The 22,385-nt window shown below is 76.9% G+C and carries 23 protein-coding genes; 13 read left to right on the forward strand and 10 right to left on the reverse strand.

The genetic code is table 11. The features are described 5' to 3' along the window. Positions 1-143: 143 nt before the first annotated feature. Positions 144-1,751: an ABC-F family ATP-binding cassette domain-containing protein gene (locus tag WJX68_RS02525; RefSeq protein WP_340285918.1), complete on the forward strand. Its 1,608-nt coding sequence runs from the start codon at positions 144-146 to the stop codon at positions 1,749-1,751. On the opposite strand, the gene WJX68_RS02530 is transcribed toward WJX68_RS02525, so the two are convergent. Genes WJX68_RS02530 through WJX68_RS02540 form a run of 3 tightly spaced genes read right to left on the reverse strand, consistent with a single transcriptional unit; the run spans position 1,684 to position 4,200 of the window. After that, the gene (locus WJX68_RS02530) at positions 1,684-2,802 is read right to left on the reverse strand and encodes an adenylate/guanylate cyclase domain-containing protein (RefSeq protein ID WP_340285919.1); all 1,119 of its coding nucleotides are present in this window, start codon (positions 2,800-2,802) and stop codon (positions 1,684-1,686) included. The two genes, WJX68_RS02525 and WJX68_RS02530, sit on opposite strands and share 68 nt — an antisense overlap. After that, a complete protein-coding gene (locus tag WJX68_RS02535; RefSeq protein WP_340286206.1) occupies positions 2,802-3,476 on the reverse strand; it encodes an LON peptidase substrate-binding domain-containing protein in 675 nt (224 codons plus the stop codon). Before WJX68_RS02535 ends, WJX68_RS02530 begins: the two co-directional genes overlap by 1 nt. Before the next feature lie 13 nt (positions 3,477-3,489). Continuing rightward, on the reverse strand, positions 3,490-4,200 hold the full coding sequence (locus WJX68_RS02540; protein WP_340285920.1) for an NUDIX hydrolase: 711 nt from the start codon (positions 4,198-4,200) through the stop codon (positions 3,490-3,492). A 166-nt stretch (positions 4,201-4,366) separates the two neighbouring features. On the opposite strand from WJX68_RS02540, the gene nadA reads away from it, so the two are divergent. Genes nadA through nadC form a run of 3 tightly spaced genes read left to right on the forward strand, consistent with a single transcriptional unit; the run spans position 4,367 to position 7,838 of the window. Further along, a complete protein-coding gene (gene nadA / locus WJX68_RS02545) occupies positions 4,367-5,365 on the forward strand; it encodes a quinolinate synthase NadA (RefSeq protein ID WP_340285921.1) in 999 nt (332 codons plus the stop codon). Further along, a complete protein-coding gene (locus tag WJX68_RS02550) occupies positions 5,362-6,942 on the forward strand; it encodes an L-aspartate oxidase (protein ID WP_340285922.1) in 1,581 nt (526 codons plus the stop codon). Before nadA ends, WJX68_RS02550 begins: the two co-directional genes overlap by 4 nt. Further along, positions 6,939-7,838, forward strand: coding sequence for a carboxylating nicotinate-nucleotide diphosphorylase (gene nadC, locus WJX68_RS02555; protein ID WP_340285923.1), 900 nt, complete (start codon positions 6,939-6,941; stop codon positions 7,836-7,838). Before WJX68_RS02550 ends, nadC begins: the two co-directional genes overlap by 4 nt. 18 nt (positions 7,839-7,856) lie before the next feature. Here the strand turns inward: nadC and WJX68_RS02560 are convergent, their stop codons facing one another. Next, a complete protein-coding gene (locus WJX68_RS02560; protein WP_340285924.1) occupies positions 7,857-9,080 on the reverse strand; it encodes a winged helix DNA-binding domain-containing protein in 1,224 nt (407 codons plus the stop codon). Positions 9,081-9,183: 103 nt separating this feature from the next. On the opposite strand from WJX68_RS02560, the gene hisD reads away from it, so the two are divergent. From hisD to WJX68_RS02580, 4 genes are read left to right on the forward strand one after another with little or no spacing between them, the layout of a single operon-like run. Next, positions 9,184-10,509 carry a histidinol dehydrogenase gene (gene hisD, locus WJX68_RS02565; RefSeq protein ID WP_340285925.1) on the forward strand — a complete coding sequence of 442 codons (1,326 nt, stop codon included), beginning with the start codon at positions 9,184-9,186 and terminating at the stop codon, positions 10,507-10,509. Beyond that, the gene (locus tag WJX68_RS02570) at positions 10,506-11,627 is read left to right on the forward strand and encodes a histidinol-phosphate transaminase (RefSeq protein ID WP_340285926.1); all 1,122 of its coding nucleotides are present in this window, start codon (positions 10,506-10,508) and stop codon (positions 11,625-11,627) included. Before hisD ends, WJX68_RS02570 begins: the two co-directional genes overlap by 4 nt. Next, positions 11,624-12,226 (forward strand): imidazoleglycerol-phosphate dehydratase HisB, encoded by a 603-nt coding sequence (gene hisB / locus WJX68_RS02575; protein ID WP_340285927.1) that lies wholly within the window; start codon positions 11,624-11,626, stop codon positions 12,224-12,226. The genes WJX68_RS02570 and hisB overlap by 4 nt, the downstream gene beginning before the upstream one ends. Before the next feature lie 36 nt (positions 12,227-12,262). Further along, on the forward strand, positions 12,263-13,315 hold the full coding sequence (locus WJX68_RS02580) for an LLM class flavin-dependent oxidoreductase (RefSeq protein ID WP_340285928.1): 1,053 nt from the start codon (positions 12,263-12,265) through the stop codon (positions 13,313-13,315). Here WJX68_RS02580 and WJX68_RS02585 read toward each other — a convergent pair. Further along, positions 13,282-14,667, reverse strand: coding sequence for a CoA transferase (locus WJX68_RS02585; RefSeq protein ID WP_340285929.1), 1,386 nt, complete (start codon positions 14,665-14,667; stop codon positions 13,282-13,284). The two genes, WJX68_RS02580 and WJX68_RS02585, sit on opposite strands and share 34 nt — an antisense overlap. A 74-nt stretch (positions 14,668-14,741) precedes the next feature. Here WJX68_RS02585 and WJX68_RS02590 point away from each other — a divergent pair, with 74 nt between their 5' ends. After that, positions 14,742-15,470, forward strand: a complete 729-nt coding sequence (locus WJX68_RS02590) for a helix-turn-helix domain-containing protein (protein WP_340285930.1) — start codon at positions 14,742-14,744, stop codon at positions 15,468-15,470. 124 nt (positions 15,471-15,594) lie between these two features. Continuing rightward, the gene (gene hisH, locus WJX68_RS02595; protein WP_340285931.1) at positions 15,595-16,230 is read left to right on the forward strand and encodes an imidazole glycerol phosphate synthase subunit HisH; all 636 of its coding nucleotides are present in this window, start codon (positions 15,595-15,597) and stop codon (positions 16,228-16,230) included. Here the strand turns inward: hisH and WJX68_RS02600 are convergent. Genes WJX68_RS02600 through WJX68_RS02610 form a run of 3 tightly spaced genes read right to left on the reverse strand, consistent with a single transcriptional unit; the run spans position 16,220 to position 18,535 of the window. Then, entirely contained in the window at positions 16,220-16,951 is a 732-nt protein-coding gene (locus WJX68_RS02600) for a hypothetical protein (RefSeq protein ID WP_340285932.1), read from the reverse strand. The genes hisH and WJX68_RS02600 overlap by 11 nt on opposite strands. Positions 16,952-17,007: 56 nt before the next feature. Continuing rightward, positions 17,008-17,715 carry an SDR family NAD(P)-dependent oxidoreductase gene (locus WJX68_RS02605; protein ID WP_340285933.1) on the reverse strand — a complete coding sequence of 236 codons (708 nt, stop codon included), beginning with the start codon at positions 17,713-17,715 and terminating at the stop codon, positions 17,008-17,010. 37 nt (positions 17,716-17,752) lie between these two features. Then, positions 17,753-18,535 (reverse strand): DNA-formamidopyrimidine glycosylase family protein, encoded by a 783-nt coding sequence (locus tag WJX68_RS02610; RefSeq protein ID WP_340285934.1) that lies wholly within the window; start codon positions 18,533-18,535, stop codon positions 17,753-17,755. Positions 18,536-18,573: 38 nt separating this feature from the next. Here WJX68_RS02610 and priA point away from each other — a divergent pair, with 38 nt between their 5' ends. From priA to hisI, 3 genes are read left to right on the forward strand one after another with little or no spacing between them, the layout of a single operon-like run. Continuing rightward, positions 18,574-19,323 carry a bifunctional 1-(5-phosphoribosyl)-5-((5-phosphoribosylamino)methylideneamino)imidazole-4-carboxamide isomerase/phosphoribosylanthranilate isomerase PriA gene (priA, locus tag WJX68_RS02615; protein ID WP_340285935.1) on the forward strand — a complete coding sequence of 250 codons (750 nt, stop codon included), beginning with the start codon at positions 18,574-18,576 and terminating at the stop codon, positions 19,321-19,323. Further along, a complete protein-coding gene (gene hisF, locus WJX68_RS02620) occupies positions 19,323-20,096 on the forward strand; it encodes an imidazole glycerol phosphate synthase subunit HisF (protein ID WP_340285936.1) in 774 nt (257 codons plus the stop codon). Before priA ends, hisF begins: the two co-directional genes overlap by 1 nt. Continuing rightward, complete coding sequence (hisI, locus tag WJX68_RS02625; RefSeq protein WP_340285937.1) at positions 20,093-20,470, forward strand: phosphoribosyl-AMP cyclohydrolase; 378 nt, start codon at positions 20,093-20,095, stop codon at positions 20,468-20,470. Before hisF ends, hisI begins: the two co-directional genes overlap by 4 nt. 12 nt (positions 20,471-20,482) lie before the next feature. Here the strand turns inward: hisI and WJX68_RS02630 are convergent, their stop codons facing one another. Both WJX68_RS02630 and WJX68_RS02635 read right to left on the reverse strand, forming a co-directional pair. Continuing rightward, positions 20,483-21,403: an oxygenase MpaB family protein gene (locus tag WJX68_RS02630; RefSeq protein WP_340285938.1), complete on the reverse strand. Its 921-nt coding sequence runs from the start codon at positions 21,401-21,403 to the stop codon at positions 20,483-20,485. Further along, positions 21,403-22,299 carry a hypothetical protein gene (locus WJX68_RS02635; protein WP_340285939.1) on the reverse strand — a complete coding sequence of 299 codons (897 nt, stop codon included), beginning with the start codon at positions 22,297-22,299 and terminating at the stop codon, positions 21,403-21,405. The genes WJX68_RS02630 and WJX68_RS02635 overlap by 1 nt, the downstream gene beginning before the upstream one ends. Positions 22,300-22,385: the final 86 nt, after the last annotated feature.

Raw genomic sequence — 22,385 nt, forward strand, 5'->3', positions numbered from 1 at the left:
CGCCGCGCGGTGTAGCGTCGCGATCATCATGAGGCACTGACGACGTCACCGACCGCCGGCGCGGCACCGGCCCCCGCGGTCCCACTCCGTCCACCGGAGCCGTCGTCGTGCATCCCGACAGCCGTCCTGTCGATCTCGCAGCCGTGTCCGCCCGCGGCCTCGTGCGTTCCTACGCCACCCGAGCCGGCCGCCCGCCGGTGCTCGACGGCGTCGACCTCGTCGCCGCCCCGGGCACCCGGGTCGGCCTGATCGGGGAGAACGGGTCGGGCAAGTCCACGCTGCTGCGGCTGCTGGCCGGCGTCGACGTGCCCGACTCCGGGGTCGTCGAGCTGCCCGCCGACGTCGTGTACCTGCCCCAGGAACCCGCCGTGGACGACGGCGGCACCGTCGGGGACCTGCTCGACGCGGCGCTGCGCCCGCTGCACGACGCCGTCGCCGAGCTGGAACGCCTGGCCGCCGTCCTGGCCGCCGACCCGGACGCCGCCGCCGCGTACGACCGGGTCCTGGCCTGGGCCGTCGCCCACGACGCCTGGGACGCCGACCGGCGCGCCGAGGTCACCGCGGGCACCCTCGGCGTCGCCGACCTGGCGCGCGACCGCCCCGTGCCGACCCTGTCCGGCGGGCAGCGCACCCGGCTCGCGATGGCCGCGGCGCTGGTCCGACGCCCCGCGGTGCTGCTGCTCGACGAGCCCACCAACCACCTCGACGACGCCGCGCTCGACCTGCTCGAACGTTCCCTGGTCGAGCTGCCCGGGGTGGTCGTGGCGGCCAGCCACGACCGGACCTTCCTCGACCGGGTGTGCACCGAGCTGCTCGACCTCGACGCCGGCGCGCTGGGCACCGACGGCCACGGCGGGCGCCGCTTCGGCGGCTCGTTCAGCGCCTACCTCGACGCCGCCGCCGCGAGCCGGCGTCGCTGGGAGGAGCGCTTCGCCGCCGAGCAGGAGGAGATCGCGGCGCTGCGGGAGAAGACGCGCACCGGCCTGGCGGCGATCGCCCCCGGGCGCGGGCCGCGCGACAACGACAAGTTCATCCACGCGTTCAAGGGCGCCGGCGTCGAGCGGACCCGGGCGCGGCGGGTCAACGACGCCCAGCGCCGGCTGGAGGTCGCCGAGCGCGAGGCGGTGCGCCGCCCGCCCCGGCCGCTGGAGTTCTCCGGGCGGCTCACCGGCACCCGCGACACCGGCGGCACGGCCGTCTCGGTGCGCGACCTGCGCGTCGACGGCCGGCTGCACCTTCCGCGGCTCGACCTGGCCGTGGGGGAGACGCTGCTGGTCACCGGCCCGAACGGGTCGGGGAAGTCCACGCTGCTCGCGGTCCTGCACGGCGACCTGGCGCCCACCGCGGGGACGGTGCGGGTGCGGGCCCGCCGGACCGGTCTGCTCGCCCAGGACCCCGACGTCGGGCCGGGGGAGCGGAGCGCCGCGCAGGCCTACGCCGACGCCGTCGGGCCCGACCTCGCCGAGCGGGTGCCGCTGCGCGAGCTGGGGCTGCTGCACCCGCGCGAGCACGGCACCGCCGTCGCCGAGCTGAGCCTCGGTCAGCGCCGCCGGCTCGCGCTGGCGGTCGCGGTCGCCGACGCCCCGGACCTGCTGCTGCTCGACGAGCCGACCAACCACGTGTCGCTGCGGCTGGCCGGGGAGCTGGAGGCCGCGCTCGGGACGGCGCCGGGAACCGTCGTCGTCACCTCGCACGACCGGTGGTTGCGGGAGCGCTGGACGGGACCGCGGCTCGCGGTCGGGCCCTCGTGAGGTCGGCGACGGCGAGGGTGCCCGCGTCGCGGGTCGCCTTCTCCGTCGCCGTGCCGAGCTCGGCGAGCGTGGTGTAGCGCAGCGCGCGGCGGTCGAGCCCGAGGTCACGGGCGTCGCCGTCGTCGAGCCGTTCCACGAGCACCTTCGACACCAGCGTCCGCCCGCCCCGGGCGACCTGCTCGATCCGGGCGCACTCGTTGACCTCGTCGCCGAGCGCGGTGACCTCCAGTCGCCCGCCGGAGGTGATCTGCCCGATGTAGAGGTTGGGGCCCCAGTGGGCGCCGACGTTGAGCCGCACGTCGTGCCCGGTCGCGGCCACCCGCTCGGCCAGGTCCAGCGCCGTCGTGACCGCGGCCCGGGCCGCGGCGGCCTCGGAGTCGTGGTGCCCGGCCACGAAGAACGCGACGGCGCCGTCGCCGGCGTGGGTGCCGGTGATCCCGCCCCGCGCGACGACGAGGTCGTCGGCGGTGGTGGTGACGTCGCGGATCAGCTCGAAGTACAGCTCGGTCGGCATGGAGCGGGCCAGCGGCCCGGAGGCGTCGATGTCGGCGAAGAGCACCGCGGCCGCGCGGCGGCGGGGCTCGGCCAGGTCGGCGAGGCGCGCGTGCAGGCCGGCGTCGCCCTCGACGAGCAGCGCGAGCACCCGCGCGGGCAGCTTCGGCGCGTAGACCAGCGCGGTGCCGCAGCGGGTGCCGTCCCCGCCGCGCAGCTCGATGCCGAACACCCCGATGTCGAGCCGGCTGCCGGGGCGGCGCACCACGAGCGGCGCGACCCAGACCGGCGGGCCGTCCCCGGCCCCGGGGCCCACCCGCGGTGCGAGCTCGGCGGCCAGCGCGTCCAGCGACCCGGCCTCCAGGGAGCGCCGCCACACCGGCATCGCCGTGCCCTCGGCCAGGGTGCGGCCGATCCCGATGTCGTCGTCGGGGCCCACGTCCATCATCGCGAGCATCTCGCCGGAGGCCCAGTGCAGCCGGCCCGCCGCGTCGAACACCTGCGCGGCGGTCCCGGTCGCGGTGAGCGCCTCGACGACGGCGTGCAGCGGACCCGTCATCAGTTGGGGCTGTGCTCGTCGGGGAACGAGCCGAGCGGGGCCGGGACGGCGCGCAGCCGGCCCAGCAGGCCGCGCTCGCGGGCGAGCAGGCGGCGGATCTCGCGCAGCCGCTGCACGGCGCTGGTCTGCTCCAGCAGCTCCTGGCGGTCGGTCAGCGGCAGCAGGCAGTCCCCGGCGAGCAGGTGCGCCAGGTCCGCGGTGGGGGTGTCGTCGGCGGGCTCGGACCAGTCGTCCGAGCGCCACGCGGTGGTGCAGTAGCCGCGGTGCGCCTCGCGGGCCGACCGTTCCAGCATCGCCACCAGCCGCGGGTCCGCGACGTCGGACGGGTCGTCGTCGGGCAGGAACTCGACCTGGCCGCACAGGTACGAGCGCGACCCGGCGTCGAGGTCGAGCAGGCGGAAGCGGCGGGCGCCGCGGGTCACGACGTCGTAGCGCCCGTCGGGCAGCCGGCGGGCGTCGATCAGCACCGCGGAGCAGCCGACCGCGTGCATCCCGGCCATCCCGGACCGGTCGGGGGAGTGCCCCTCGCGTACCGCGACGACGCCGAACTCGCGGTCGGGGACCGCGCCGGTCAGCAGGTCGACGGTGAGCTGCCGGTAGCGGGGCTCGAAGATGTGGAGGGGGAGCGCCGCACCCGGCATCAGCACCGTCCCCAGTGGGAACAGCGGGAGCATGGCGGACACCGGTTCACGGTAGTACGCCGTCGCGGGGCCCGCCGGGTCGCGCGGGTGGCCGGAGCACGGCGAACGCGTCGGTGACCCGCAGGGAGCGGTCGGTGAAGCGGAACAGCGCGGCCGGGCGCCCGCCCGCACGCCCCGGAGCGGCGGTCTCCCCGGTGGGGACCAGCAGGTCGCGCCGGGTGAGCACGCGCTGCAGGTTGGTGGCCGACACCGCGTGCCCGAGCGCGGCGACGTAGAGCTCGCGCAGCGCCGAGATCGTGAACTCCGCGGGGGCGAGCGCGAAGCCCAGGTTGGTGTAGGAGAGCTTGGCGCGCAGCCGGTCCCGCGCGGAGCCGACGATCGCGGCGTGGTCGAACGCGGTCGGGGGCAGGTCGTCGACCTCGTGCCAGGCGGTGTCCTCGGGCAGCGCCGGGTCGGCGTCGGAGGGGACGAGCCCGAGGAAGGCGGTGGCGATCCGGCGCTTGCCGGGCGAGCGGGCCGGGTCGGAGAACACCGACAGCTGCTCGACGTGGGCGACCTCGCGGACGTCGACCTTCTCGGCGAGCTGGCGGCGCACCGAGGACTCGACGTCCTCCTCGGGGCCCAGGGTGCCGCCGGGCAGTGCCCACCGCCCGGCGTCGGGGTCCAACGCCCGCTGCCACAGCAGCACGCGCAGCCGGCCGTCCCGGATGCCGAGCACGGCGGCGAGGACCTCGTGCAGGGCGGGAGGGGCGCTCACGGCCGCCAGCCTAGGGCGGGCGGTGCCCGGCACCGGCACATGACGGCGGGGTGTCCTGCGGGTGAGGTCCCGGTCACCGGGCAGGTGCCGGTGGCGCGCCACCGGTGCTACGATCCCCCTAGTTTCCGCTCACTAGGCGAAAACCTGATCGGCCCGGGAGGGCGAGATGACCGGAACGCTGACGGCACCCGGCACCACGGGGACCGACCCCGGCTGGGCCGACGAGGTGCGGGCCCTGGCGCGCGAGCGGGACGCGGTCCTGCTGGCGCACAACTACCAGCTGCCCGAGATCCAGGACGTCGCCGACCACGTGGGGGACTCGCTGGCCCTGTCGCGGATCGCGGCCGAGTCCGAGGCCTCGACGATCGTGTTCTGCGGCGTCCACTTCATGGCCGAGACGGCGAAGATCCTCAGCCCGGACAAGACCGTCCTGATCCCCGACGCCCGCGCCGGCTGTTCGCTGGCCGACTCCATCACCGCCGACCAGCTGCGGGAGTGGAAGGCCGGGCACCCCGGCGCCGTCGTCGTCTCCTACGTCAACACCACGGCCGCGGTGAAGGCCGAGACCGACGTCTGCTGCACCTCCTCCAACGCCGTCGAGGTCGTGGACTCGATCCCGCGCGACCGCGAGGTGCTCTTCCTGCCCGACCAGTTCCTCGGCGCGCACGTGCGGCGCACGCTGGAGCGGGAGGACATGCACGTCTGGGCCGGGGAGTGCCACGTGCACGCCGGCATCAACGGCAAGCAGCTCACCGACCAGGCCGCCGCCCACCCCGGCGCCGACCTGTTCGTGCACCCCGAGTGCGGCTGCGCGACCTCCGCGCTCTACCTCGCCGGCACCGGCGCCGTGCCCGCCGAGCAGGTGAAGATCCTCTCCACCGGCGGCATGATCGAGGCCGCCCGGGCGACGGGGGCGAGCGAGGTGCTGGTCGCGACCGAGGTCGGGATGCTGCACCAGCTGCGCCGGGCCGCCCCGGAGATCGAGTTCCGCGCGGTCAACGAGCGGGCCTCCTGCCCGTACATGAAGATGATCACCGCCGAGGCCCTGCTGCGGTCGGTCCGCGAGGGCACCGACGAGGTCCACGTCGACCCCGACCTCGCCGCCCGCGGCCGGGCCGCGGTCCAGCGGATGATCGAGATCGGGCAGCCCGGCGGTGGGGAGTGACCGGCTGGGAGGCCGGCGCCGACCTCGTCGTCGTCGGGTCGGGGGTGGCCGGGCTGACCGCCGCGCTCGACGCGGCCGCGGCCGGGCTGCGCGTGGTCGTGGTGACCAAGGACGGCATCACCGAGGGCTCCACCCGCTGGGCCCAGGGCGGGGTGGCGGTGGTGCTCGGTGACGTCGCCGGGGACTCGCTCGACGCCCATGTCGCCGACACCCTGGCCGCCGGCGGCGGGCTGAACGACGCCGCCGCCGTGGGGACGGTCGTGCGCGCCGGGCCGGGTGCGGTGCGCCGGCTGCGTGAGCGCGGCGCCCTGTTCGACGCGCGCGGCTCCCGCCTGGACCGCACCCGCGAGGGCGGCCACTCGGCCTACCGCGTCGTGCACGCGGGCGGCGACGCCACCGGCGCCGAGGTCGAGCGGGCGCTGGTCGCCGCCACCCGCGACGCCGGGATCACCGTGCTCGACGGGCACGTCGCCGTCGACGCGCTGCGCGACGTCACCGGCCGGGTCGTCGGGCTGGCCGCGCTCGCCGACGACGGCACGGCCGGCGTGCTGCGCGCCCCGGCCGTGCTGCTCGCGACCGGGGGCTACGGCCAGCTCTACGCCTCCACCACCAACCCGCCGACCTCCACCGGCGACGGCGTCGCGCTCGCCCTGCGCGCCGGCGCGGTCGCCGCCGACCTGGAGTTCGTGCAGTTCCACCCGACGGTGCTGTGGACCGGCCCGGCGGTCGGGCGCCGCCCGCTGGTCACCGAGGCCGTCCGCGGGGAGGGCGCGATCCTGCGCGACCGCGCCGGGACCGCGTTCATGGCCGGGGTGCACCCGCGGGCCGACCTCGCCCCGCGCGACGTCGTCGCCGCGGCGATCACCCGCCGGATGGCCGAGACCGGCAGCGACTGCGCCTTCCTCGACGCGACCGCGCTGGAGGGCTTCGCCGCCCGCTTCCCGACCGTGTACGCCTCCTGCCGCGAGGCCGGGATCGACCCGCTCACCGAGCCGATCCCGGTGACCCCGGCCGCGCACTACGCCTGCGGCGGCGTCGTCACCGACACCTGGGGGCGTACCGGGGTGCCCGGGCTCTACGCCGCGGGCGAGGTCGCCCGCACCGGGCTGCACGGGGCGAACCGGCTGGCGTCGAACTCGCTGCTGGAGGGCCTGGTCGTGGGGGAGCGGGTGGTCCGCGCGGTGCTGGCCGACGGCGGCCCCGCGGTCCTCTCGGCACCGGTCGAGCCGGCGCCCGCGGTGCCGGTCGCCGCACGTGCGGTCGTGCAGCGCGCCATGTCGGCGAGCGCCGCGATCGGGCGCGACGCCTCCGGGCTCGCGGGCGCCTCGGACGCGATCGAGGCCGCCACCGTCACCGCCGCCCCGGTGGACCGCACCGGGGTGGAGGACGCCGCGCTGACCCTGCTCGCGCAGGCCGTGCTGGCCGCGGCCGGCACGCGCCGGGAGAGCCGGGGCTGCCACGTGCGCACCGACTTCCCGGGCCGCGACGACGTGCACCAGAACGCGTCGCTGCGGGTCCGGGTCGACGGCGCCGGCCGCCCCGTCGTGCTGTCCGACGCGCTGGTCGGTGCCGCGTGACGCGGGTGGCCGCCGGCGTCGGCGGCGTCAGCGGGATCGGCGTCCCGGAGCCCGAGGACCTGCTGCGCGTGGTCCGCACCGCGCTGCAGGAGGACCTGCGCTACGGCCCCGACGCGACGACGGCGGCGACCGTCCCGGCCGACGCGGTCGCGGTGGGTGCGTTCACCCCCCGCGCCGACGGCGTCGCGGCCGGTCTCCCGGCGGCGCGCGCCGTGCTGGACGAGGTCCTCGGCGCGGACGGCTACGCGGTGCTGGGCGCGGTGTCCGACGGCGACCGGCTCACCGCGGGCACGCCGGCGCTGACCGTCCGCGCCCCGGTCCGCGGCCTGCTGACCGCCGAGCGGACCGCGCTCAACCTGCTCACCCACCTGTCCGGGATCGCGACGGCGACCCGGGCCTGGGTGGACGCCGTCGCCGGTACCGGGGCCGGCATCCGCGACACCCGCAAGACCCTGCCCGGGCTGCGGCTGCTGGAGAAGTACGCGGTCCGCTGCGGTGGCGGGGTGAACCACCGCCTCGGCCTCGGCGACGCCGTCCTGATCAAGGACAACCACGTCGCGGCCGCCGGGTCGGTGTCCGCGGCGCTCGCGGCGGCCCGCGCGCTCGCCCCGGACCTGCCGTGCGAGGTGGAGGTCGACTCGCTCGACCAGCTCGACGAGGTGCTCGCGCTGGGCGCCGAGCTGGTGCTGCTCGACAACTTCTCCGTGGCCGGGACCGCCGAGGCGGTACGGCGGCGGGGCACGCGCGCGACCCTGCTGGAGTCCTCCGGCGGGCTGGTCCTGGCGAACGCGCGCGACTACGCGGCGACCGGGGTGGACTTCCTCGCGGTCGGCGGGCTGACGCACTCGGTGACGGCGCTGGACCTGGGCCTGGACCTGAGCACCGGCGCGCACTGAGCCGGCGGCCGGGGGTGCTCAGCCCCCGGCCAGCAGCTCGGCCTGCACCGGGGCGGGGAAGCGCGCCCGGAACCGCACGTCGCCGAGCAGCGCGCGCAGCCGCTCGGCGGCGGCGTCGACCTCGCGGCGGGCGGCGGCGTCGAGCCGGGTGAACAGCCGGGTCGCGAGCGTGCCGTCGGGGCGCTGCACCCAGGTCCCGGCGACCGCGCCGTCCACCCAGATCGCGGGGCCGCCGTTGCCGTTGCGGTCGAACAGCTGCGGTGCGTGAACGGGGTCGAGGTACCAGTCGCGCGCCTTCCAGCCCATCGTCGTCGGGTCCAGGCTCGGGAGCAGCGCCACCGAGCGCCCGGGGTCGGGCACCGGCTCCAGGTCGTCGGGCAGCAGGTACCCGGTGGCGCCGCCGTCGAGGGTGACCGGCACGGCACCGACGTCGTCCAGCGCGGTCCGCGTGACGGCGACCGTCCAGCCCGCCCACCACCGCAGGTCGTCGCGGGTGACCGGGCCGAACGCGTGCAGGTGGGCACGGGCGAGCCCGGCCGCCGCGGTCCGCCGCGGCTCCGGCCCGCCGACGTCGGCGATCCCGCCGGGCACCCAGTCGTGCGCTGCCGCCCACCGGTACTGGCCGTTGATCCAGGTCCCGAGCGGGCGGGCGCGCAGGACCCTGCCCTCGAACCCGAGCACCAGCAGCACCCGGGTGTGCGCGGGCTGCGGCCCGCCGCCGGGCAGCACGAGCTGCTGCGCGGCGAGATCGGGCAGCGCGGTGCCGACGTCGCGGGCTGCGGTCGGGCCCTGCGCGGCCAGGAGGCCGAGGACGCGGTCGGCGGCCCCGGCGTACCAGGCCACGGGGTCGCCCAGGCCGGCCGCCGCGGCCTGGCGCAGCAGGTCCCGGCGCTGCACGGCGGCGACGTCGACGGTCGCGGCGTGGTGGACGAGCGACGCGTGCTCGCGGCCGACCACCCACAGCGTGCGGCGCATCGCGTGGTGGCGCAGGAGGGTCCGGTCGTCGTGCAGCGCCGCGTCGACCGCGCCCAGCGCGGGCGTGGCCATCCGCGCGGCCACCGACAGGTACACGGTGACCGGGTCGGTGGAGTGCAGGGCGACCAGGTCGTCGGCGACGGTGACGACGTCGTCGGTCCGGACCGCCGGGGCGAGCCGGTGGCGGGTGACGAGCCGGGCCCGCCGCTCGGCGTCGGTGACGTGGCGGTGCGCGGGGGGCGCGGGACGGGACGCGGGGCTCGGCACGGGGCGGAGCCTGCCACGCCGCACCGACGGCCGAGTCCGGTCTCACGCACCGCGGGACCCTCCGGGCCGCGATCACGCCGGGTGCCCGCCGTACCCTGGACCCATGCTCCGCCGCCTCGACCTGCGAGCCGAACCGCTGCCCCGTCCCGCCGTGCTGCGCGGCATGATGCCCCGCGCCGAGCTCGACATCGACGCCGCGCTCGAGCGCGCCCGGCCGCTGGTCGAGGACGTGCGTCAGCGGGGCGCGCAGGCCGCGCTGGACGCGACCGAGCGCTTCGACCGGGTGCGCCCGGAGACGGTGCGCGTCCCCGCGGCCGCGATCGCCGGGGCGCTGCGCGACCTCGACCCGGACGTGCGCGCGGCGCTGGAGACCTCCATCGAGCGCGCCCGGATGGTGCACGCCGAGCAGCGCCGGTCCGACGTCGTCACCCGGGTCGTGCCCGGCGGCACGGTGACCGAGCGGTTCGTGCCGGTGCGCCGGGTCGGGCTCTACGCCCCCGGCGGGCTCGCGGTCTACCCGTCGAGCGTGGTCATGAACGTCGTCCCGGCGCAGGCCGCGGGCGTCGAGTCGCTGGTCGTCGCCTCGCCCGCGCAGGCCGAGTTCGGCGGGCGCCCGCACCCGACGATCCTCGCCGCCGCCGCGCTGCTCGGTGTCGACGAGGTGTGGGCGGTCGGCGGCGCGCAGTGCGTCGCGCTGCTGGCCTACGGCGGCACCGACACCGACGGCGCCGAGCTGGAGCCGGTCGACATGGTCACCGGCCCGGGCAACGTCTACGTCACCGCCGCCAAGCGCATGCTGCGCGGCCTGGTCGGGATCGACGCCGAGGCCGGCACCACCGAGATCGCGATCCTGGCCGACGACACCGCCGACCCCGCGCACGTCGCCGCCGACCTGATCTCCCAGGCCGAGCACGACCCGAACGCCGCGTCGGTGCTGGTCACCACGTCCGACGCGCTGGTGGAGCGGGTCGAGGCCGAGCTGGAGACCCGGGTCGGCGCGACCAAGCACTCCGAGCGCGTCCGCACCGCGCTCACCGGGCCGCAGTCCGGGGTGATCCTGGTGTCCTCCACCGCCGACGGCGTCGCCGTCGTCGACGCCTACGCCGCGGAGCACCTGGAGATCCAGACCGCGGACTCCGCGGGCGACGCCGCGAGGGTCCGCAACGCCGGCGCGATCTTCGTCGGCGCGTACGCGCCGGTGTCGCTGGGCGACTACTGCGCCGGGTCGAACCACGTGCTGCCCACCGGCGGCTGCGCGCGGCACTCCGGCGGGCTGTCGACGGCGACGTTCCTGCGCGGTGTCCACGTCGTCGACTACTCCGAGGAGGCGCTGCGCGAGGTCGCCGACCGGGTCGTCACCCTGGCCGCCGCCGAGGACCTGCCCGCGCACGGCGAGGCCGTCACCGCCCGGTTCGGGGCGGGCTCGTGACCGCGGGGGAGGGCGTGCGGCTGTCGGACCTGCCGCTGCGCGAGGACCTGCGGGGGAAGAGCCCGTACGGCGCGCCGCAGCTCGACGTCGCGGTCCGGCTCAACACCAACGAGAACCCGTACCCGCCGCCGCCCGAGCTGGTCGCCGACGTCGCCGCGGCCGTCGAGGAGGCGGCCCGGGAGCTGCACCGCTACCCCGACCGCGACGCCGTCGCGCTGCGCGAGGACCTCGCCGCGTACCTGACGCGGCAGACCGGCGTCGCGCTGGGCCACGCCAACCTGTGGGCGGCCAACGGCTCCAACGAGATCCTCCAGCAGCTGCTGCAGGCCTTCGGCGGGCCCGGCCGCACCGCGCTCGGGTTCGTCCCCAGCTACTCGATGCACCCGATCATCTCCTCGGGCACGCAGACCGAGTTCGTGGCGGTGCCGCGCCGTGACGACTTCACCCTCGACGTGGACGCCGCCGTCGCGGTGCTCGCCGAGCGGGCCCCGGACGTCACGTTCGTGACCAGCCCGAATAACCCCACCGGCCAGTCGATCGACCCGGCCGACCTGGCCCGGCTGGTCGACGCCGCGCCCGGCGTGGTCGTCGTCGACGAGGCCTACGCCGAGTTCGCCGAGGCCACCGGGCGGCCCAGCGCCACCACGCTGCTCGCGACGCACGGGCACAAGCTCGTCGTGTCCCGCACCATGTCCAAGGCGTTCGCGTTCGCCGGCGGGCGGCTGGGCTACCTCGCCGCCGCCCCCGCCGTGGTCGACGCGCTGCAGCTGGTGCGGCTGCCCTACCACCTGTCGGTGCTCGCCCAGGCGTCCGCGCGGGCGGCGCTGCGGCACGCCGACGCCACCCTCGGCTCGGTCGCGCTGCTCGCGGCCGAGCGGGCCCGGGTGTCCGACGAGCTCGCCGCCGCCGGGTACGACGTCGTGCCCTCCGACGCCAACTTCGTGCTCTTCGGCCGGTTCGCCGACGCCGGCCGCGCCTGGAAGGGCTTCCTCGACCAGGGCGTCCTCATCCGGGACGTCGGCATCCCCGAGCGGCTGCGCGTCACCATCGGCACCCCCGAGGAGAACGACGCCTTCCTCGCCGCCGCCACCGACCTCGCCACCCAGGAGCTCGCATGACCAACCGCGTGGGACGCGTCGAGCGCGTCACCAAGGAGACCCGGATCGTCGTCGAGATCGACCTCGACGGCACCGGGCGCACCGACATCGCGACGAGGGTCCCGTTCTTCGACCACATGCTCGACGCGTTCGGCAAGCACGGCAGCTTCGACCTGTCCGTGCACGCCGAGGGCGACATCGAGATCGACTCCCACCACACCGTCGAGGACGTCGCGATCGTGCTCGGCCAGGCGATCCGCCAGGCGCTGGGGGACAAGAAGGGCATCCGCCGCTTCGGCGACGCCTGGATCCCGATGGACGAGGCGCTCGCCCAGGCCGTCGTCGACGTCTCCGGCCGGCCGTACACGGTCTGCACCGGCGAGCCGGAGATGATGCGCGGCTTCGTCGTCGGCGGGCACTACCCGACCGTGCTGAACAGGCACGTGTTCGAGTCGCTGGCCTTCCACGGCCACCTCGCGCTGCACGTCCGGGTGCTCGACGGCCGCGACCCGCACCACATCACCGAGGCCGAGTTCAAGGCCGTCGCCCGGGCGCTGCGGGCCGCGACCGAGCCCGACCCGCGGGTCACCGGGGTGCCGTCCACCAAGGGCGCCCTCTGAGGGAATGTTGAGCCCTCAACTTCTGTTGGAGAGGGCATGACGAAGATCGGGTTCCTGTCGTTCGGGCACCACGGGGAGGTCCCCGGGTCCCGGACCCCCACCGCAGCCGACGCGCTGCGCCAGACCGTGGAGCTGGCGCGCGCTGCGGAGGACATCGGCATCGACGGCGCCTTCGTGCGCGTGCACCACTTCGAGCGTCAGCTGGCCGCGCCGTTCCCGCTGCTCGCGGCGATCGCGGCGACCACCAGCCGGATCGAGATGGGCACCGGCGTGATCGACATGCGCTACGAGAACCCGCTCTACATGGCCGAGGAGGCCGCCGCGACCGACCTGCTCTCCGGCGGGCGGCTGCAGCTCGGCGTGAGCCGGGGATCGCCCGAGATCGCGCTGAACGGCGCCGAGGCCTTCGGGTACCGGCCCGCCGACGGGCAGACCCACGCCGACGCCGCCCGCGCCAAGGCCGAGGTGTTCCTCGCCGCGATCCGCGGTGCCGGGGTGGCGCCCGCCGACCCGTCCCGCACCCGCGGGCGGCACGTCGCGCTGCCGGTGCAGCCGCAGTCGCCGGGCCTCGGCGACCGCATCTGGTGGGGCGCGGGCACCCGGGCCACCGCCGAGTGGGCCGCGGCCCAGGGCATGAACCTGCAGAGCTCGACGCTGCTCACCGAGGACACCGGCGAGTCGTTCGACCGGCTGCAGGCCGAGCAGATCCTGCGCTACCGCGAGGCCTGGGCCGCCGCCGGGCACGAGCGCACCCCGCTGGTGTCGGTGTCGCGCAGCGTCATCCCGGTCACGACCGACCTCGACCGCCGCTACTTCGGGGAGCGGGGCGAGGACGACCAGGTCGGGTTCCTCGACGGCGCCCGCTCGCGGTTCGGGCGCAGCTACGTCGGCGACCCGGACCGGATCGCCGACGAACTGGCCGAGGACGCCGCGGTGCGCGAAGCGGACTACGTGCTGTTCACCGTCCCGAACCAGCTCGGGGTGGAGTACAACGCGCACCTGCTGCGCTCGATCGCCGAGCGGGTCGCCCCGGCGATCGGGTGGGCTCCGGCCGGTCACCAGGTCGCGGCGGCGGTCCCCAGCAGCTGAGGCGGGCCGGGCAGCGGCGCGGGCCGGCCGTCGAACTCCAGCCCGAGCACGGGTTCGACGAGCCGGCCCATCGGCCCGTCGACGGCGTGCGTGGCGATGGTCGCCGCGCCGGGCCGGGGGAGGTCCGCGACCTCCGCTGCGGTGAACATCCCGAGCTCCCGGACCCAGGTGCAGACCCCGGCGAGGGTGACCCGCACCCGCCACGAGCCACCCTCGACGGCGCGCCGGCGCAGGGCCGCGAGCACCCCGGCGGCACCGAGCCAGGCGGCGAGGTAGTCGTTGAGCAGGTGCGTCGGCGGCAGCGACGGCGTGCCGTCCCGGCCCTCCTCGAGGGCGAAGCCGGTCGCGGAGCAGGCCAGCTGGTCGAACCCGCCGCGCGCGGCCCACGGCCCGTCGGCGCCCCAGCAGTGCAGGTCCAGCGCGACGATCCCGGGCCGCAGCGCCGCCAGGCCGGCGGGGCCGAAGCCGCGGGCGGCGGTGCCCCGGTAGGCGTTGACGAACACGTCCGCGCCGCCCACCAGCTCCCGCATCCGCCCGGCCTGCGCGGGGTCGCGCAGGTCCAGCCAGGTGTTGCGCTTCCCGCCGCCGGTCAGCGCGACCATCGCGAGCGGGTCGGGCAGGTCCGGGCGGGACACGTGCAGGACGTCCGCGCCGAAGGTGCCGAGCAGCTTCGCGGCGACCGGCCCGGCGATCACGTGGGTGTCGTCGAGGACGCGCAGCCGGTCCGGCACGGGCAGGGGCGCGGCGTCGCCGATCCGCTCGATCTCGACGACGGGGCGCCCGGCGAGGTGCCTCCCGGCGGGGTGGGCCGCCCACTGCTCCCCGGTCCGGACGGCGGCGGCGACCCCACCCGCGTCGCACACGGCGTCCTCCAGGTCGACCGCGCGCCACCGGGTCGCCTCCTCGGCGATGCGCCCGCGCAGCGGCGGGCAGTCCAGCACCCGGCACACCGCGTCGCGCTGGTGCGGGTAGGTGGTGATCAGGAAGATCCAGCCGTCGGCGGTGCGGTGGAAGCCGTTGTTGGCCAGCGCCGTCGGGTCCTCGGCCACGGTCTGCACGTCGACCCCGCCGAGGGTGGTGAGGAACGGCGCGCGCAGCGTGTCGATCGCGTCGGTCGCGCGCACCCCGATCGCGCACGGCCCGCGGCCACGGTCCTCGGCGAGCCCCGCCGTCTGCAGCCCGAACGCCCCGATCGCCGCGGACATCGCGTCGGCGATCCGGTGCACCGACGGTACGAGCGGGTCGGACCCGATCACCCGCAGCGTCGAGCGCACCGGGGGAGCGTCCGGGAGCAGGGTCGCCGCCGTGTCGGCGGCGGAGGGGAACCGTGCGGACGGGGTCGTCGTGGTCATGGCCCCAGCCTGCGACGGGGCGGCGGCGCCCTCCACCTCCTCCGTATATCCGTAGTACCCGTAGGGTCGGCCGCATGTCGGGAAGCGTCGCCTCCGCCCGCGCGGTCGGCCGGGCCGACCGCATCCTGGAGCTGGTCGCGACCGCCGGGACGCCCCCGTCGGTGACGGCGGTCGCCCGGGCGCTCGACCTGCCGCTGAGCTCCACCGCGGACCTGCTGCGCGAGCTGCGGGCTACCGGCTGGGTACGGCTGCGCGGGCGCGGCCACGTCCTGGGCCACCGGCCGTACGTGCTGGGGCTGCTCGCCGGGGTGGGCCCGCCGACCGCGCTCACGCACACCGATCTCGACGCACTCAGCCGCGCCGCCCGCGCCCCCGTGGCGCTCGCGGTGCTGGTCGGCGGGCAGGTCCGCTACGTCGACCACGCCGGCCCCCGCGCCCCCGGCCGGCTGCAGCGGGTGACCGACGACCACCGGCCCCGGCCGCCGCTGCGCACCGCGGCGGGACGGCTGCTGCTCGCCCTGGGCGACCCCGAGGAGTCCGCCCGGGCGCTGGCCGGCGTCGATGACCCGCCGGCGGTCACGGCCTACCTCGCCGAGCGGCCGGAGATCGTCCGCACCCGGCTGGCCCGCAGCGACGGGCTGGCGGACCCGGCGATCCGCGCCGTCGCCGTCCCGGTGGAGCAGGACGGCGAGACGGTCGCGGCGGCGGTGCTCACCGGGACCCGGCGGGGCCCGGCCGACCGCAGCGTCACCCTGGACCGGGCCGCCGCCCGGCTGGTCGCCGCCCTCGCGGCCCGTCCATGATCATCAGCACCGCGGTGCCGTCGCCGCAGGCCCGCGCAGCCCTCGGGTACCGGTGACCGTGCGCGACCGCGGGGGCGGGCCCGGGCCAGGGGGAGCCGCGCGGGGTGCCGACTACGCTGGCCGCGTGGCACGCATCGTCGTCCTCGACTACGGCTCCGGGAACCTGCGCTCGGCCGAGCGCGCCCTGCAACGCGTCGGCGCGGACGTCACCGTCACGTCCGACTTCGACGCGGCGACCGAGGCCGACGGCCTGGTGGTGCCCGGCGTCGGCGCCTTCGCCGCCTGCATGAAGGGCCTGCACGCCGTCCGCGGCCCGCAGATCATCGGCCGCCGCCTCGCGGGCGGACGCCCGGTGCTCGGCATCTGCGTCGGCATGCAGGTCATGTTCGAGCGCGGCGTCGAGTTCGGCGAGGACACCGAGGGCTGCGGCGAGTGGCCCGGCCTGGTCGAGAAGATCCAGGCGGACGTGCTGCCGCACATGGGCTGGAACACCGTGCGCGTGCCCGCGGGCAGCACCCTGTTCGCCGGGCTCGACGCCGGCACCCGCTTCTACTTCGTGCACTCCTTCGGCGTGCGGCGCTGGACCCTGGAGCCCTCGCACGCGATCGCCCCGCCGAAGGTGACCTGGACCCACCACGGGGAGGACGTCGTCGCCGCGGTGGAGAACGGGCCGCTCTCGGCGACCCAGTTCCACCCGGAGAAGTCCGGCGACGCCGGCGCCACCGTCCTGGAGAACTGGCTGCGCTCGGTCACGGGCTGACACCCACCACGACGCCGCCGCCGTCGGGCCGGGCCTCCAGTTCGCCGATGCGGCCGTCGCGGCCGACGCAGGTGACCCGGACGGCGGGACCGCTGCCGAGGTCGGCGACGAACAGGCGGGTGGTCTCCGCTGCGGGCACACCGACGGTGCCGGGGGCCCGTGCGACCACGTCCGCGACCGGTCCCGGCGCGAGGTCGTCGAGGTCGACGGTGCGCTGTGCCGGGTCCCGGGCGAGCGGTCGATCGGTCGTGACCACGCCCAACCCGTCGTCGGAGTCCCAGACGTAGGTACGGGTGCGGGTGGGCCGGCCGGGTTCGGCCGTCTGCACGGTCACCCGGTCCGCGCCGTACACCGCGACCCGGTCGACGACCGTGCTCCCGGTCGCGCGGCGGACGTCGTCGACGAGGCGGGTCAGCCCCTCCTCCGTACGGAGGTCGGTGGCCGGGGCGGCCGGGGCGGCCGGGGCGGCCGGCGCGGAGACGGCCGGAGCCGGGTCGCGGACCGGCCCGAAGTCGATCTGCTGGGCCTGGACGTGCAGCCAGACCTGTCCGACGACGAGGACCACCGCGAGGGAGATCAGCCTGCCGAGCCACGAGACCGGTCCGTACCGACGCCTCCGGTACTCGGCGATCTCGCGCCGGTCCGGGGCCGACGGCAGGAACGGCGGTTCGGCGCGGGGCGCGGTCCGGTCGGCGCGCCTGCGAGCGCGGAGGAAGGCCACGGCGGGGAGTCTGGCCGTGCTCGCGCGCCGCCACGGGCGTTCTGCGGAACGCGCGCTCAGCCCAGCGCGTACTCCCCGGAGCGCAGGTCGAAGGTCACCGTCCGCCTGTCCGAGCGCAGCGCCTCGAGCACCTGCCCGACGAGCGTCGCGACGTCGGAGCCCGCCGCGATCCCCGACGGCACCGTCCCGGCGACGGCGCGCTCGGCCAGCCCGGTCTCGATGTGCGGCGGCCGGACGTCGAGCACCCGCACGCCCTGCGTGCGCACGCCACCGCGGGTCGCGGTCAGCCACGCCGACAGCGCCGCCTTCGACGCCGAGTACGCCGCCATCCCCGGCGTCGGCACGTCGGCCAGGATCGCCGAGATCATCGCGAGCGTCCCACCGGCCCGGCCGTCGGAGGAGGACCTCGGCGGGAAGCGGCGCAGCGCGGCCCGGCCGACGGCCATCGGGGCCTGCGCGTTCACCGTGAGCAGATGCTCGGTGACGATGTCGTTCTCCGACTCCTCCCCGAACCCGGCCACCCCGATCGCGACGAGCACCAGGTCCAGCCCGCCGAGCGCGTCGGCGGCCTCGTCGACGACGGCGGCGCAGCGCTCCAGGTCGAGCGCGTCGAAGGTGAACGTGGGCTCCCCGCCGGCCCCGGAGGGCTCGGTGCGGCCCGCCAGCGCGAGCGTCGCGCCCTCGTCGCGCAACGCGTCGGCGAGTGCGCCGCCCAGCACACCCGTCGCCCCGACCACCAGCGTCCGTGCCCCGGAGAGTTCCATGATCCGACGGTAGGGCGGACCGGCGCGGGCCGCGCGTTCACCGCTGGCAGCGCGGGCACCACCAGGTCTCGCGGCCGTGCGGGGTGCTCCCGGGCGGCGCGAACGCCACCGCGGTGCCGCACCGCAGGCAGGGCCGCCGGTAGCGGCCGTGGACGAAGTGCCGCGGCCGGACCCGACCGGTGGTGTTCTGCGCCGGGTTCCGCTCGACGGCGTCGCGCAGCAGCGCGCGGCCGCGCTCCAGCAGCGCGGCGGGGTTGGGGACGGTGCCGCAGGCCCGCCACGGGGAGACCCGCTCCAGGAACAGCAGCTCCTGGGCCCACATGTTCCCCAGCCCGGCGACGACGCGCTGGTCCAGCAGCGCCGCCAGCACCGCCCGGCCGGGGTCGGCGCGCAGCCGGGCGAGGGCGGTGCCGCCGTCGAAGGTGTCGCCCAGCAGGTCCGGGCCCAGGTGCCCGACGACGGTGTGCTCGTCGCGGGTCGGGAGCACCGCCAGCACCGGCAGCCCGATCCCGGCCAGGGTGCGGCCGTCGACGAGGTGCAGCGCGATGCGCAGGTCCGCCGCGACGGAGCGGGGGAGCCGCTTCCCGGGGCGCAGCACCGACCACCGCCCGGACATCCGCAGGTGCGAGTGCACCGTCCAGCCGCCCGCGGTGCGCGCCAGCAGGTGCTTGCCGCGCGGCACCCAGGCGGTGATGCGCTGCCCGGCGAGGTCGGCGCCGGCGAAGCGGGGGTGGCGCACGTCCGAGCGCGCGACGACCGCACCCGCGGTGGCGGCGTGCAGCCGGGCCGCGAGCCGGAAGATGCTGTCCCCCTCGGCCACCCGGTCGAGGCTAGGTGCGGCGCGGATACCCTGGCGCGGTGAGCTTCACGTTGCTTCCCGCGGTGGACGTGGTCGACGGGCAGGCCGTCCGGCTGGTACAGGGCGAGGCCGGCACCGAGACCGGCTACGGCTCCCCGCTGGACGCCGCCCTGACCTGGCAGACCGGCGGCGCCGAGTGGGTGCACCTGGTCGACCTCGACGCCGCGTTCGGCCGCGGCTCCAACGCCGAGCTGCTCGCCGAGGTCGTCGGCACGCTGGACGTGGCGGTGGAGCTGTCCGGCGGCATCCGCGACGACGAGTCCCTGGCCCGCGCGCTGTCCACCGGGGCGGCCCGGCTGAACCTCGGAACCGCCGCACTGGAGCAGCCGCAGTGGTGCCGCAGGGTCCTCGCCGAGCACGGCGAGAAGATCGCCATCGGCCTCGACGTCAAGATGATCGACGGCCGGCGCCGCGTCGCCGGGCGCGGCTGGACCTCCGACGGCGGCGACCTCTGGGAGATCCTCGCCCGCCTCGACGCCGACGGCGCGACCCGCTACGTCGTCACCGACGTCTCCAAGGACGGCACGCTGCAGGGCCCGAACGTCGAGCTGCTCACCGAGGTCGCGCGGGCCACGACCGCCCCGGTGATCGCCTCCGGCGGGATCTCCGAGGTCGCCGACCTCACCCGGCTCGCCGAGGTCGCCGCGACCGGCGTGAACATCGAGGGCTCGATCATCGGCAAGGCGCTCTACGCCGGCCGGTTCACGCTGCCCGAGGCGCTGGCGGCCGTGCGGGCGGTGAGCGCCTGATGGGCGTCGCCGTCCGTGTGATCCCCTGTCTGGACGTCGACGCCGGGCGCGTGGTGAAGGGCGTCAACTTCCAGGAGCTGCGCGACGCGGGCGACCCGGTGGAGATGGCCCGCGTCTACGACGCGGAGGGCGCCGACGAGCTGACCTTCCTCGACGTCACCGCGTCGTCGTCGGAGCGGGGCACCATGATCGACGTGGTGCGCCGCACCGCGGAGCAGGTGTTCATCCCGCTGACCGTCGGCGGCGGGATCCGCACCCCCGACGACGTCGACCGGATGCTGCGCGCGGGCGCGGACAAGGTCTCGGTGAACACCGCCGCGATCGCCCGCCCCGACCTGCTGCACGAGATGTCGCGCCGGTTCGGCAGCCAGTGCATCGTGCTGTCGGTCGACGCCCGCCGCGTCCCCGACGGCGGTGCGCCGCAGCCCTCGGGCTGGGAGGTCACCACGCACGGCGGCCGCCGCTCGGCCGGGATCGACGCGGTCGAGTGGGCCGAGCGCGGCCAGGCGCTCGGGGTGGGGGAGATCCTGCTCAACTCGATGGACGCCGACGGCACCCGCGCCGGGTTCGACCTGGAGATGCTCACCGCGGTGCGCAAGGTCGTCGACGTCCCGGTGATCGCCTCCGGCGGTGCCGGCGCGGTCGGGGACTTCGCCCCGGCCGTCCGCGCCGGTGCCGACGCCGTGCTGGCCGCGAGCGTGTTCCACTTCGGGCAGCTGCGGATCGGCGAGGTGAAGGACGCGCTGCGCGCCGAGGGGGTCGAGGTCCGATGACGACGCGGAGCACCCGGCTCACGGCGGCCGAGTCCGCACTGGACCCGGGCGTCGCCGCCCGCCTCAAGCGCGACGCCGACGGGCTGGTCTGCGCCGTCGTGCAGTCCCGCGCCGGTGAGGTGCTGATGGTCGGCTGGATGGACGACGAGGCGCTGCACCGCACGCTGACCACCGGCCGCGGCACCTACTGGTCGCGCTCGCGCCAGGAGTACTGGGTCAAGGGCGGCACGTCGGGACACGTCCAGCACGTGCACGAGGTCCGGCTGGACTGCGACGGGGACGCGGTGCTCGTCGTCGTCGACCAGGAGGGGCCCGCCTGTCACACCGGGACCCGGACCTGCTTCGACACCGACGTCCTGCTCGCCGGGGACTGAGCGCACGCCCGGTCAGGGGTGCACCGGGGGCATCGGCGGGGGAGCGGGCCGTGGCGTGCTCGTCACCCACCGGATACCCGCGGTGATCGCGTGCCCGCCCGCCCGCACGACGGTCCGCTCGGCCACCGGCAGCCACGGCAGCCGCAGCGGCAGCCGGGTCCAGCGCGGCATCAGCCCCACCGAGGCGGCGGCCAGCACGCCGTAGGGCAGCCGGGCCGACAGCGGCAGCGGCGGCTCCCACAGCAGGAACCGGGCCGCGTCGCGGGCCTCCGGGGTCCCGGCCAGCTCCGGGCGGTACGCCGCGAGCTGCGCCGCCAGCTCCGCGGTGGACTCCGGCGGGTCGGGCACGCCCAGCTCGCGGGCGACGCGCGCGGTGTCGGCGACGTAGGCGTCGCGGCCCGCGGCGTCGAGCGGGGTGCTGCCGTAGCGGTCGTGCGCGGTGAGGAAGCTGTCGATCTCGGCGACGTGCACCCAGCGCAGCAGGTGCGGGTCCGAGGCGGAGTACGGGCGCCCGTCGGGCGCGGTGCCGTGCACGAACGAGTGCGCCCGCCGGATCGTCGCGATCACCCGCTCGGCCTCCTCGGCCGGGCCGAACGTGGTCGCGGCCAGGAAGTACGACGTGCGCTGCAGCCGCCCCCACGGGTCGCCGCGGAACCCCGAGTGTCCCGCCACCCCGGCCATCGCCAGCGGGTGCAGCGACTGCAGCAGCAGCGCCCGCAGCCCGCCCACGAACATCGACGCGTCGCCGTGCACGGTGCGGATCGCGGCGCCGTCGTCGAACCAGCGCGGCCCCTCGGCGCCCAGGATGCGGGCCCGGCGGCCGGAGCCCTCGTCGCCGGCGACCCGGCTGAACACCGCCGACCCGACCCGCGAGCGCAGGGCCGCGAGCCGGTCGGTGACGGCGCCGGGCAGCCGGGCGGAGAGATCGACCATCACCCCAGTGTGCGGGCGGCGGCGGGCGGCGGCCAGGTGACGGCGACCAGCGCCGCCGCGGCGAGCGCGAACCCGGAGAGCAGGCCCGCCAGGTTCCCCAGCCCGTACGCCGGGGCCCCCGCGGCCGACAGCGGTGAGCCGCCCATCGTCGTGACGGCGGCCCAGAGCCCGTCGGCGAACGGGACGGCGCTGCCGGTCCACGCGGCGAGGACCGCGAGCGGCCCGCCCGTGCCGCGGACCAGCGCGGCGACGCCCGCGATCCCGGCCACGGCGACGGCGGCGGCCACCACGCCCTGCACCAGCAGCGGCACCGACCCGGACAGGACGCCGTACGCGACGCCGAGCCCGGCGCCGAGCACACCGGTCACGGCACCGCCGCCGAGCAGCACCCGTCCCAGCTCCGGGGCCGGCCCGGCCGGCCGCGGCCCGCAGCCCCACCGCTCGCGGGCCGACAGGGCGAACGCGGCCAGCAGGAACACCCCCTGCCAGGCGAACCCGCCGTAGACCGCCGGCCGCACCCACGGCTCCATGCCCGTACCCGCGGTGTCGGGGAACAACAGCGTCAGCGGGAACGAGACGAGCGCGATGGGCGCCAGCAGCCCGGTCGCGACCCAGGCCGGGAGCAGCACCACCACCGCCGGGGCGCGCAGCGGGTAGCGCGACCCGAGCGTCACGGCCAGCGCGACCAGGCACAGGTCCATGCCGACGGTGACCGCGTTGAGCGCGGCCATGGACCCGCCCGCGACCAGGGCGGGGTCGTCCAGCCCGACCGGGTGCCCGGTCAGCCAGGCGGTCTTGAGGGCGAGGTAGGGCAGGGTCCCGGCGACGGCGGCGGCGCCCAGGGCGCGGCGCGGGCGGCGGGTGTCCGGCGGGGCCGGGAGGTCGGTGGTCGTCATGGCGTCCACGGTCCGGCGCGGGGGCCCGCGGCGGATCCCGCAGGCGAGGGGGACCGGCTCCCCCGCGCGAGGGAGCCGGGCACCCG

This window comes from Pseudonocardia spirodelae (genome assembly GCF_037727765.1).
Taxonomy (GTDB): domain Bacteria; phylum Actinomycetota; class Actinomycetes; order Mycobacteriales; family Pseudonocardiaceae; genus Pseudonocardia; species Pseudonocardia spirodelae.